Consider the following 12643-nt stretch of genomic DNA (forward strand, 5'->3'; position numbering starts at 1 on the left):
TGAGCAATGACTAAACCCAAAATTTCTGCGATTATCTGTACCCACAATCGAGAGCAGTATTTAGGTGCCGCCATTGATAGCTGTTTAGGGCAAGATTTCCCGGATTTTGAAGTAGTAGTGGTGGATAATGCCTCAAGCGATCGCACTCGCGAAATCGTAGAAGCACGAGTTGGCGTGACATACGTTTACGAACCCATCACAGGTCTATCCGTCGCCCGGAACACTGGCGCGCGCGTTGCCAAAAGCGATATTCTCGCCTATCTCGATGATGATGCTGTTGCCAGTTCGCTTTGGCTGAAGACACTCTATGATGCCTATCAAAACAATGAAAAATTAGCCATTGCTGGGGGCAAAGTTACCTTACTCTGGCCTGATGGCATAAAACCCCCTCAGTGGCTTTCCTCCGGCTTATCTGGCAACCTGGGAGCATACGACCTAGGAGCGAGCGTCATTTATATCAAACAGCCCGGTATGACCCCCAGAGGCTTAAATTACTCAATCCGGCGCACCTTTCTAGAAGAAATTGGTGGTTTCGATCTTAATCTGGGTCGGGTCGGTAAAAATCTGCTATCAAATGAAGAATTACACATGACAGAACGGGCGCTAAAACTCGGTTGGCAAGTTGCCTATCTGCCTGATGCCTTAGTTGCCCATAATGTTTCCCCCGAACGCCTTCAACGAGCCTGGTTTTTCAGTCGAGGCTGGTGGCAAGGCATTAGTGAATGTTACCGCGAACAACTTTCCGGTCAAGCCGGGCCAGCCCAGCTATTAAGAGGAAGCGACCGAATAATGCGCGGTTTATATAATTCCGTAAAAAACTTTGACGATCCTGCCCAACGCTTCGACAGTCTGGTGTATGCCTACGGTCAAATTGGTTATTTGATAGCGGCGATTAAAGGTATGATTTCTACACCTGTAAAAAAGATTAAAACTTAATCTTTAATTAATCCTGCGGGAAATATTTACCTTTACATTTTTGCGTTTTACCTATTACCTGTTGCCTTTTCTTATGAATGCCTCCAAACTCCCCGTATCGGTTCTGATTCCCGCTAAAAACGAACAAGCAAATCTACCGGCTTGCCTGGAAAGCGTTGCCAGGGCTGATGAAGTATTTGTGGTGGATTCCCAAAGTAGCGATCGCTCTATAGAAATTTCTGAAAGTTACGGCGCGAACGTCGTCCAATTTCACTTCAACGGTCGCTGGCCGAAAAAGAAAAACTGGGCATTAGACAATCTGCCTTTCCGCAACGATTGGGTATTAATTGTCGATTGTGACGAACGCATTACTCCGGAACTCTGGGACGAAATTGCTACTGCGATTCAGAATCCCGAATACGAGGGTTACTACCTCAACCGCAAAGTCTTTTTTCTTGGCAAATGGATTCAGCACGGGGGTAGATATCCCGACTGGAATTTACGCTTGTTTAAGCACAAAAACGGGCGCTACGAAAACTTGGGGACAGAAGAAATTCGCAACACTGGCGACAACGAAGTTCACGAACACGTTGTGCTACCAGGTTCAGTCGGCTATCTGAAAAACGATATGCTGCACATCGACTTTCGGGACGTATTTCACTGGCTGGAAAGGCATAATCGCTACTCTAACTGGGAAGCCCGCGTTTATCTCAATATCCTCACAGGAAAAGACGAAAGCGGTACCATTGGTGCTAATTTATTTGGCGACGCGGTGCAGCGCAAGCGTTTTCTGAAAAAAGTCTGGGTACGGCTACCTTTTAAACCGTTTATCCGGTTTATTTTGATTTACTTTATTCAGCTTGGCTTTTTGGATGGCAAACCAGGATATATATATGCGCGGCTGATGAGTCAGTACGAGTATCAAATTGGCATCAAGCTGTATGAATTGATGCAGTTTGGCGGTCAGTTGAACGTAGCAGCGGCGACACCGAAAGCGCCTCCCCAGCCTGTAAAAGAGCCGGATTCGTTAACAGGGAGCGTCTAGAGTGTTGGAACCAGGGGAGCCAAAGCCAGCTTTAGACGAGATATTGGTAGATTTACGCCGCTACGACCAATCTTGGTTTGACAGGGGAAGACCAGGCTGGTTTGTGCTGCTCTGGTGGTTGGTGCAAGCGATCGCATTCCCCTTGACTCCCCATCCCGTCAACAGCTTACGCTGCTCCCTACTGCGGCTGTTTGGTGCCAAAATCGGCAAAGGTGTCATTATCCGCCCCACCGCCCGCTTCACCTTTCCCTGGAAAGTGGAAATTGGCGATTACAGTTGGATTGGCGATGATGTCGTTTTCTACAGCCTTGACCAGATTCGCATTGGTCAGCACTGTGTAGTTTCCCAAAAAAGCTACCTCTGCACTGGCAGTCACGACATCCACGATCCAACTTTCAACCTAATAACATCCGGCATTACCATTGGCAACGGTGCTTGGATTGCCACCGATTGCTTCATTGCCCCTGGGGTGGAAATCGGTGCATATTCGGTAATAGGCGCGCGCAGCAGCGTTTTTGGCAACATTCCACCGCAGCAGGTTTGCTGGGGTACACCTTGCCGTCCCCACTATCAAAGAGAAATTAAAAATTAAAAATTACCTCTTTCCCAGGGGACTATCTAGTAACGAGAAATCTCCAGTCCCTTGAGGACGCATTCCCAATCCCCAATCCCCAGTCCCTTCATTCATTCATATTCCGATAAGTAGCAACTGCTGAAGGTGAAATTCGGTTTAAGTAACGGAAAATCCAATACTTAAAAATCGTGTCCAGAATCACTGGAAAAGTGGCGATAAATAAATAGTTGAAGTCTCTGTTTTCCGGCAAGCCTAAGTGCCTTGATATTCCTTCTAAAATCACTTCCCAGCCGTGAGGGGAGTGAAATCCTACGAAGACATCAGTAAACAAAATAATAATAAAAGCTTTAGCACTGTCACTCAGTCCATAAACAACATCATCTATAAAACCTTTAAAAATCTCAATTTCCCTACGACTGTTAATCAGTAAAACGTAAAAAGCCCCAGCCGCAAATATATCAGCAAAAACATTTTTTATGGCATTAGCGCTTTTGTGACGGTATTCTTCAGTCAGTTCAAATGCCTTTTCTTTGACTTCCTCTTCCATTTCTTCCGGTGACAACTTCGGAGCTAGACCTACCAAAGTTCTAAACTTTAATAGTTGCTCAAATCTTTGCAAATCGTGAAAAGCTTCTTCTTCCAAATCAACATTTAAGAAAATTTCAGTTTTGTTTTCATCTCTGACGCGCTCAACAAGAGGTGCTACTAGAAAGGTTTTAGTTACCTGCTGAGTCAACAGAGGAACTAAAATCAAAACTAAAATGAACCTAATAGAAATTATTGTTTTTGTTTGAGATATCCGAAAGTTTTTAACAACTTCCTCTTCTGATTTTGGGTTGAAGTCTCTTTTAAGCCGATCCAAGGTACTCAAGATTGACCTGGGGACAAAACTTGTTGTATCAGTCATTGTCTCAGCTTCTCCGATTACTTTGCTTTTATCAAAGTAAACTGGCTGATTATATAATTCTCCTTTATCAAGGTTGGCTTCTACAAGTTTAGATTGAGAAACTGGCATCAAGGCTGACGATGACGATGGTGATGGCGATGAAGAACGTTTTGGTTGAGACTGGTATTTAGATATCACATCGTCAATAAACTTGAGTTTTTCTAAAGTTATTGATTGAGTTTCTCTATTTTCCAGTTCGGCAACGTTTCTGTATTCCGAGCCATCGAGTGTGGATCTGGTTCTATTTTGATTTGCTAGGCTAACAATTGAAGTGCTAGAATGAAATTCTGACAAACTTAACCTAGCATCCTTTAAATACTTATTAAGCTTAATTATGAAATAAGACAGGGCATTTTCGCGGTATTTTTTGGAGTCAGAAGATATTTTGTTGCCGTCAAAATGTTCGTCTTCAATTGCTTTAATCATTAAAGCTGCTTTGTATGCCCGCTCCAAGGCCCTTTCTGGTGTCCGGATGTACCACTGGCTGGCAGCGTCTAAGGACGAGCGGAGCTGTGTAAAGAAAGGTAGTTTCATAACAGAAACAGAGTATTAAATTAAAAGTATCCCCAGCGTTTAGCAATGTTAACCCAATCTCAGCCAAACTGGATCAGAGGATCAACCCGAAGTGGTAAGACAACTCGCCTGGTGAATCAGTTTTGTCAGTGGGTGGAGGTGCGATCGCAACAGAACCGACTTTCGCCGTCAACTCAGGGGAGGAGGAGGCGACGGGACTCGGAAAGATCGATTTTGGTGTTTGCTGCTAATGATGATAACCGGAGCGAATTAGCTGACCGTTTGGCTGCTGCGACAGACGGGCGGTATCCAATTCAATCTAAGACACCTTTAGGGTTTTTTCAGGATGAAATTATACTGTTTTGGCCTTTGCTAATTGGGCGATTGAATTTAAGGGCGCAATTTCCAGTCCGGCTACGCCCGGAAACTGAGCAGGAGTTAGCTACTCGGCTGTGGCGTTCTGAGTTGGATAAAGGCAGCTTACAGATGCTGGGAGTAAGCGAGTATCGTGTGGTGCGTCGGATTCTGGACTTGTTGCAGCTAGCGGCTATTAGTGGGACACCACTTGAGGACATTCCCTCTATTCTTGAACAAGGTATCTTACTCCCATTAACACAGAGGGAGGAGGATGGGGAAAGCGTTGAAGATTCAGCTATTAATTGGACTGATGTAGGAAATTTACTGCTTGGCTGGCGGGGATGGTGTCTGGAGAGGGGTTTGCTGACTTATGGGATTATATGCGAACTTTATTGGCGGTATCTGCTGCCAGATGAAACTTATCAGCAGCATTTAATTCGCCGCTATCAAGGGGTGTTGGCGGATGATGTGGATGATTACCCAGCTATAGCTGGCGATTTATTTAATTTTCTTTTGGATAACGGAGCGGTTGGAGCGTTTACTTATAATCCGGATGGAGCGGTGCGATTGGGTTTGAATGCCGATCCGAATTACCTGGCTCGTCTAGCTTCGCGCTGTCGGGTAGAAATTTTGAGCGATCGCGCTGAGAATATAGGGGCAGTTTACGGAGAGCCAATCGTAGAGACGGTGCGCGATCCGATGTATATGTTGAGCTTACCAGAGTCGGTACAGTTGATTCAAACCACGTCCCGCGCTCAGTTGTTGCGGCAAACTGGGGAAGCGATCGCCGAAGCTGTACAAAGTGGACAAGTGCAGCCTTCCGATGTGGCAGTAATTGCGCCTGGTTTGGATGCGATCGCCCGCTATACCCTAGTCGAAATTCTCACAAGCAAAGGTATCCCGGTAGAGTCCCTTAACGACCAGCGCCCCCTAATTAGTTCCCCCACAATCCGGGCGTTGCTGACACTCTTAGCTCTAATTTATCCAGGCTTGGGGCGATTGGTAAACCGGGATGCCGTGGCAGAAATGTTAGTCGTACTTAGTCCAACTAGGGACTGGGGATTGTTGACTCTTGACTGGGGAGTGGGGGAAGAATTTGCCTCTTCACCAATCTCTAATCACCAATCCCCAGCCATCGATCCAGTACGGGCAGGTTTATTGGCAGATTACTGCTATTCCCCAGATCCAGAGCAACCCCGTTTGCTACCTGTGACAAATTTCCCGCGATGGGATCGGCTGGGACACTCTGCCTGTAAAGCCTACGAGCAGATTTTGGGGTGGATAGAGCAACAGCAAAGTCAGCAACAACAGCGTCTAATTCCCAACTACGTCGCCCTGCTTGACCGGGCAATTCAGCAGTTTTTGTGGAAAGGTAGCAATCTCCCCTACGACCAACTAGCAGCCTTACGCGAACTGATGGAAACCGCGCAACATTACTGGGAAGTCGAGGGACGACTGCGACAAAAAAGCGGAGGAGGCGATAGCGATCGCGACACCATTGAACGCTTCATTTGCCTGTTGCGTCGCGGTACCGTCACCGCCAACCCTTACCCAGTTCGTCGGCTAGGTCTGAGTAGTCGCGCTGTTACTTTGGCTACAATCTTTCAATACCGAGCTTCTCGACGGTTCCACCGCTGGCAATTTTGGCTAGATGCGGGTTCTCCCCTGTGGTCAAAGGGCGGTGCTGCTACCCTATTTGGTGCGCCTTTGTTTCTCAAGGATTGGTCAGGAGAGCCAATTAGGGAACAAGATACGCAAGTAGCTGATGAGCAAAGGCTGCGGCGAATTTTACTAGATTTACTAGGGCGCGTGGGGGAGCGAGTTTATCTGTGTCACAGCGAATTGGCGACAAATGGGCAGGAACAAAGCGGCCCCCTGTTGCCTTTAGTAAATGCTTCGGTTCCTGTGAATCCTGATGCAATGAGTTAGAAACGCTATTTTCTCGTTCCTAGTCCCAGGCTGGGAACCAGAAGATGGGGTGTTTTTAGAGGGAATGCAGGATAAGCCGTTCACCATTTCAATCACTTGTCAAGATTCAGGTGTAAGGGTTTGGCGTTTTACTCCTACCCAGTTTAGAGACCAATGCCAAACAGCATAAAGCGGATTAAACCGATATATAGCCAAGCCATCGGTACCCCAATAAACAGCCCAGCGATCGCCCAGCCTCTTTGATGCGCTTTGAATTGTTCAATACTACGCCATTTTCTACTTTTCCACGCCCATTCATTGCCCCTAGAACCGAGCGCGATCGCCATCAACCAACCAACATTTGGTATCAAACATATAAGCCCAATCCAAACATTATTTGTGAAAGGCCACATATAAGGCAACAGAAATGCACCCCAATTCCAACCCTTAATTTCTTCAGGCACCTCCACCGAAGAATCAAATAATCTGCCTTGCCCAGAATTATTATTAAACGGGACTGCTTGCTTTAACGGCTGGATACCCGTAGAAGTGTTGATTAGAGTGCCTTCTTTCAGCGCTTTTAGAGCATATTTTGCACTGCTAAACCGTTCCTCTGGGGCTGGTTCTGTCAACTTTTGAATCCAGCTAATAGTTGGGGGACTGATGCTCACCTGCTGCTCAAATTGAATTCGCAAGTTACGAGAAGGTAGATCCGCTGGCGCAGTTCCTGTTAACAAATGAATCAAAGTTGCTCCCAATGAATACAAGTCTGATGCTGGTACAGCCCTACCGCCAAACTGTTCCATTGGCGCATAACCATAAGTCCCCACAACGGTAAATGTGGCTCCTTCTTTTGCCGCTTTATCTTGCACTGCGCCAAAATCAACTAAATATATCTTGCCATCTTCACCCCAGATTAAATTACTCGGTTTGATGTCTCGGTGCAGTACCGTTGGACTGAGTTCGTGGAGATAAATCAGAACTTTGAGAACATCAGAGGCAATTTTGCGAATTTCTGTTTCGGTATACTTTTTGCCAGAGTTCAGCAACTCCTTCAGAGAGTCGCCGGGGATGTATTCTTGGACTATAGCAAACCAGAGCGATCGCTCATCCATACAAAAATAATCTCGGTACTGGGGAATCTGAGAATGATTCAACTGTTTAAGTACCTGTGCTTCTCTTTCAAACAGCTTGAGATCGTCCCACTGCACCTCGCCACCAAAAGCTAGGAGTTTGACAACTACCAACTCTTTTTCTTCAGTTTCGATATCCGTCGCTAACCAAGTTTGTCGCCCAGAATTTTGTCCTAGTTTTTGTTTTAGTTTATAGCGTCCTTGTAATACCTGTTCTGCTTGCAGCATTTTTAGTCCTTAGTCATTAGGTATTAGTCATTAGCAATTCGTATTACCATTACCAATTACCGAATTTCCAGCCTTTTGTGTCTACTAACACTTTTACTTACCTATTTTAGTTGTGCCAACACCACAGGCTGGTTGACCATTTATAATGATTGGATTTGGAATTACACTTATTCCGGTCGCCTTAGATTCGCACATAATTGCCAACGTTGTCATTTCACCCTTAGCAGCCCCAACGTCGTTTACAGGTACTAAGAAAGCACCGCCAACATAGCTTTTAAGCTTAGGATTTCGGGTTATTCCATAGTTAAATGCAGCTTTGTCTGGCCCCCAAGTTGAATACTGGTAGTTTTCTGTCTGAGTGCGGATACCAAGCCCTAGTTCTGTAACGGAATTAGAAAAATGATTATTTTCTAAAATATAAGCTTGCTGGGCGCGGTTCATTGCACTAACATATTGTTTCGCTTCAGATTGCTTGGCTTTAGTTGATGAATCCAACAAATCTGGCATAGCAGTGACACCTAAACCGAGAATTATTAGTGGTATCGAAGCTAAAAACGCTAGCCGGCCATAACGAACTGAATTTTCATTTTCTTGAGGATTTGTTTTAATATAACTGGGGGAAGTAGCTGCTACCATTGCCTCAAGTGCTTCCCGTGCTGTAGTGAATCTTTTTTCGGGAGCGGGTTCTATAAGCTTTTCTATCCAGTTGGTAAAACTGGGGTTCAGATTAACTTTATCTGCAAATTGAATTCGCATTTGATGCTGCGGTAATTCAGCTGGTGGTGTTCCAGTTAACAAATGAATGAGTGTTGCTCCCAGTGCATACAAATCTGAGGCTGGAACTGCACGTCCCCATAGTTGTTCGGGCGGTGCATAGCCACTGGTTCCCACTACTGTAAAGGTTACTCCTTCAGCCTTAGCGCGGTCAGTAACCGCACCAAAATCTACCAGATAAACTTGTCTGTTTTCTCCGAAAATCAAATTACTGGGTTTGATATCGCGGTGCAAAACTGGCGGACTCAATTCGTGCAGATAAATCAGAATCTTCAGCACCTCTGTGGTAATTCTTTGCACCAAGCTTTCTGTTAAATTCTTTCGTTCATCTAACATTTGCCGTAAGGATTTACCAGGAATGTAATCTTGAACTAATCCAAACCAAGGTAAACCGCCACCAGTCTCCTTATCCAATGAAAAATAATCGCGATATTTCGGAATTTTGGGATGGCTAAGATTTTTTAAAACTTGCGCCTCACGTTCAAATAGTTTCAATTCTTCCCATTGCATCTGCGGATTAAAAGCCAGCAATTTAACAATTACTTGTTGGTTGGGTTCTGCTGATAAATCTGTTGCTAGCCAAGTTTGTCGCCCCGCATTTTGCCCTAATTGCCGTTCTAGCTGATAACGTCCTTGTAATACCTGTTGTGTTTGCAGCATGATTTATTTGTTAGGTGTAAGTTATCTGTTGTCATTAGAGGCGAAGCATTCGCCTTGCAATTTCGATGAGTCGTAAATTCTTATACGTAGCTTTGCCCTTATTTAAGCCAATCTTGTATATGTTGAGCTAACCAATTACACTCGTTCTCAGTGAAATTACGCCCCAAGGAATAGTTACAGCTATTAGTTTGAATGTTTAGCCGCTTTGAACCGATTTTATATACCTTTTTAATTTCTGAAGTTTGCCCTTGATGACGAATATAGCAGAAGCCAAAAAGTTTTTTTTCAATTACAAAACTTTCTTGGTCTAAATAAAGGTAATTATCGCCCAGGGAGTTGAGGTTGTTTAAATGCAGTTTTGATAACATTTTTACCAGTTCAGATTGTACATTATTTCCCAACCAAATGTTTCCAACAATTAACACTCCAGCCAACATTAAGGAAATCAGAATAAAAAACTTATAGTAAAATAATGACACAACACCAATGGCTACGAATAAAAGCAGACAACATAGCATAAAAAGTAGCGATAATAGAGACATTATCGAGCCTGCTGCTAGTAGCCATTTTCCTCCAAATCCCAGGACATCTACAAGAAATAATAACCCTCTTCCAGAAAATTTAATTTTCAATTCGGTAGGAGACTTCCACATCTGAATCCGACTACCAGTTGGCTGACGAACTTTTTGCAGAGGGGTGTTGAGATAGCGTTCTGCTTTCAGGTCTTTTAGGGCGAGTCTGGCTGTGCTATAACGTTGGCTTAAATCAGGTTCTGTGAGAGATTGAATCCAACCAATAAAAGTGGGATTAACGCTTATAAGATGGGAAAATTGAATCTGCAAATTCTTCTGGGGCAAATCTGCTGGAGAAGTGCCAGTTAATAAGTGAATTAAAGTTGCCCCCAGCGCATATAAATCGGATGCTGGTACAGCTTTTCCCCAAAATTGTTCCAGTGGTGCATATCCCGTAGTTCCGACTACCGTAAAGGTGACACCTTCAGCAGCCGCAGAATCTTGAACTGCACCGAAATCAACTAGATAAATCTGCTCATCTTCTCCCCAAATCAAGTTACTAGGTTTGATATCGCGGTGCAGTAGCGGCGGACTTAATTCGTGCAGGTAAATTAGTATATTTAGAATATCTGTGGCAATTTGACGTACTTGATTTTCCGTAAAACGTTTGCCTTGATGCAAAAGTTGTTGTAGAGTGTTCCCCGGAATGTATTCTTGGACTAAGCCAAACCAGCACAAACCAGCGCCGATAGTTTTGTCTAGGGAAAAATAATCTCGATATTTGGGAATTCGGGGATAATTAAGATTTTTTAAAACTTGAGCTTCGCGCTCAAAGAGTTTAAAATCATCCCACTGCATCTGCGGGTTAAAGGCTAGCAGTTTGACGATGACCAATTCTGGCGGCGACACACTGACATCAGTTGCAAGCCAGGTTTGTCGCCCAGCATTGTGTCCTAACTGCTCTTGGAGTTGGTAACGCCCCTGCAATAGTTGTGCTTGCAGCATTTGGAGAAAGGATTCACGACTCGCTGTATCTACTCCAATTTAACTAGCGATCGCGTATAGCGCTACCTTGCAGCTTACTCATAGATTTTCTTGGGGATTTACCCTGAGTGTAGATTGCTACACTCATTGTTAACTACAGCGATCGCCTTCTCTCAACTAACAAATGCGATCGCTATTTTTGAAACCTGACAATATATTTACACAAACGTAGAGACGCGAAATTTCGCGTCTCTATATTAGCCCGCCTGCGCGGGCTAAGTTTGCTCAAGGCGACTTTAGTCGTTACGCCTCATCCAACGCTGCAATCCCAGGAAGTTCCTTACCTTCCAACAACTCCAGACTTGCGCCGCCGCCAGTGGAGATGTGGCTCATTTGTTCGCCCAAATTCAACTGTTCCACCGCAGCCACCGAGTCGCCACCGCCGATAATCGTGGTAGCGCCAGTCTTAGTGAGATCGGCAAGAGTACGCGCGATCGCTTCCGTCCCTTTGGCGAATTGCGGGAACTCAAACACGCCCATCGGGCCATTCCAAATCACCGTCTTGCAATCTGCAAGCGCATCTTGGAACGTCTTCACCGAGTCGGGGCCAATATCCAAGCCCATCCAACCATCGGGAATAGAATCAATGCTGACCGTTTGAGAGTTGGCATCAGCAGCAAAATTATCTGCAAGGATGACATCTGTCGGCAATAGCAATTGAACGCCGCGCTCTTTCGCCTTAGCTTCCAAAGACTTCGCCAATTCCAGCTTATCTTCTTCCACCAACGACTTACCCACATTCAGCCCGCGAGCCTTGTAAAAGGTGAAAATCATGCCGCCGCCCAGGATCAGCTTATCGCACTTATCCAGCAGCGTTTCGATGACACCAATTTTACTGGAAACCTTGGAACCGCCGATAATTGCAGCCAGAGGACGCTGGGGACTTTCAATCGCACTTTGCAAATATTGCAATTCCTTCTCAATTAAGTATCCAGCCACAGATGGACTAAGATACTTAGTAACGCCCTCAGTGGAAGCATGAGCGCGGTGAGCGGTGCCAAAGGCATCATTCACATACAAATCGGCATTTGCAGCCAATTTTTTCGCGAATTCCGAGTCGTTTTTCTCCTCCTCTGGGTAGAAGCGGACATTCTCCAGCAGTAGTACGTCGCCATTTTGCATCGCCGCCACCTTGGCTGCGACATCTTCGCCGATGCAGTCATCGCACTTGACGACTTGCTTACCCAGTAACTCTGAGAGGCGATGGGCGACGGGAGTCAGGCGGTATTTGTTATCTACGCCCTTTGGACGACCAAAGTGGCTGGAGAGAATCACCTTAGCGCCTTTAGAAGTTAAATCCTGAATTGTTGGCAGAGCTGCCCGAATGCGCGTATCGTCAGTGATGCTGCCATTGTCTAAAGGTACGTTAAAATCCGCCCGTACCAGTACCCGTTTACCGGATAAATCAGATGCCGCTAAATTTGCTACAGTTTTCTTGGACACAGCGTGAACCTCCTAATTGCGTCTTAGTTAAAAATTTCGCCACCAGTAGCGTGTTAATGGTCGTTTGACCTTTTTCCCTCAAAAGCTAGATAAACCAAAGTGCGATCGCAAGTTAAGTTTTTTCTAGCCAGCGCCGTCCACATTTTACAGGAGTAGGGGTTCCTACAGGTGCGTGCCATGTTCAAGACTGTTCTGTTTCCTGTCGATCAAAGTCGAGAAGCCCGCGAAGCGGCTGATGTTGTTGCCAATATTGTGCAAAAGTATGGTAGCCGCTTAGTGTTGCTGTCGGTGGTAGAAGAACCAGCAGTAGAGGAATCGCCTCGTCCAGATGCGATGAACTCACCACAAGCCGTTGCCGAATTGCTTAAAACTGCACAAAATCTATTTGCTGAGTTAGGCATCCAAGCTGAGATCATTGAGCAAACAGGTAAGGTGGCTTTTACAATTTGCGACGTTGCTGATGAAATAGATGCCGATTTAATTGTGATGGGGTGTCGCGGACTGGGTTTGACTGAGGAAGGCGTTTCCGAAAGTGTCACTAACCGGGTGATTAACCTTGCCCCTTGCCCAGTTTTGGTTGTTCCCTAATCA

General features: G+C 45.3%; 10 protein-coding genes. 5 read left to right on the forward strand and 5 right to left on the reverse strand.

What is annotated here, in order from left to right:
- Positions 1-6: 6 nt before the first annotated feature.
- The 3 genes from H6F63_RS04670 to hpsU all read left to right on the forward strand — a co-directional run bounded on the left by H6F63_RS04670 (position 7) and on the right by hpsU (position 2552).
- A complete protein-coding gene (locus tag H6F63_RS04670; protein WP_190635296.1) occupies positions 7-936 on the forward strand; it encodes a glycosyltransferase family 2 protein in 930 nt (309 codons plus the stop codon).
- Between the two features lie 73 nt (positions 937-1009).
- Entirely contained in the window at positions 1010-1960 is a 951-nt protein-coding gene (locus tag H6F63_RS04675; protein ID WP_190452396.1) for a glycosyltransferase family 2 protein, read from the forward strand.
- Between the two features lies 1 nt (position 1961).
- Entirely contained in the window at positions 1962-2552 is a 591-nt protein-coding gene (gene hpsU, locus H6F63_RS04680) for a hormogonium polysaccharide biosynthesis acetyltransferase HpsU (RefSeq protein ID WP_347276772.1), read from the forward strand.
- 88 nt (positions 2553-2640) lie between these two features.
- Here the strand turns inward: hpsU and H6F63_RS04685 are convergent, their stop codons facing one another.
- Entirely contained in the window at positions 2641-4014 is a 1374-nt protein-coding gene (locus H6F63_RS04685) for a proton extrusion protein PcxA (protein WP_190635298.1), read from the reverse strand.
- Positions 4015-4059: 45 nt separating this feature from the next.
- Here H6F63_RS04685 and H6F63_RS04690 point away from each other — a divergent pair, with 45 nt between their 5' ends.
- Positions 4060-6279: a recombinase family protein gene (locus H6F63_RS04690; RefSeq protein WP_190635299.1), complete on the forward strand. Its 2220-nt coding sequence runs from the start codon at positions 4060-4062 to the stop codon at positions 6277-6279.
- Positions 6280-6422: 143 nt separating this feature from the next.
- On the opposite strand, the gene H6F63_RS04695 is transcribed toward H6F63_RS04690, so the two are convergent.
- From H6F63_RS04695 to H6F63_RS04710, 4 genes are all read right to left on the reverse strand, one after another.
- Positions 6423-7619 (reverse strand): serine/threonine-protein kinase, encoded by a 1197-nt coding sequence (locus H6F63_RS04695; RefSeq protein ID WP_190635301.1) that lies wholly within the window; start codon positions 7617-7619, stop codon positions 6423-6425.
- Between the two features lie 93 nt (positions 7620-7712).
- A complete protein-coding gene (locus H6F63_RS04700; protein WP_190635303.1) occupies positions 7713-9053 on the reverse strand; it encodes a type IV pilin-like G/H family protein in 1341 nt (446 codons plus the stop codon).
- A gap of 98 nt (positions 9054-9151) precedes the next feature.
- Entirely contained in the window at positions 9152-10570 is a 1419-nt protein-coding gene (locus H6F63_RS04705) for a serine/threonine-protein kinase (protein ID WP_190635305.1), read from the reverse strand.
- Between the two features lie 282 nt (positions 10571-10852).
- The gene (locus tag H6F63_RS04710; RefSeq protein ID WP_190443365.1) at positions 10853-12052 is read right to left on the reverse strand and encodes a phosphoglycerate kinase; all 1200 of its coding nucleotides are present in this window, start codon (positions 12050-12052) and stop codon (positions 10853-10855) included.
- 177 nt (positions 12053-12229) lie between these two features.
- On the opposite strand from H6F63_RS04710, the gene H6F63_RS04715 reads away from it, so the two are divergent.
- Positions 12230-12640, forward strand: a complete 411-nt coding sequence (locus tag H6F63_RS04715) for a universal stress protein (RefSeq protein WP_190635306.1) — start codon at positions 12230-12232, stop codon at positions 12638-12640.
- The last annotated feature ends 3 nt before the right edge of the window (positions 12641-12643 follow it).

It is taken from the genome of Trichocoleus sp. FACHB-40 (assembly GCF_014695915.1).
Classification (GTDB): Bacteria; Cyanobacteriota; Cyanobacteriia; order Cyanobacteriales; family FACHB-T130; genus Funiculus; species Funiculus sociatus.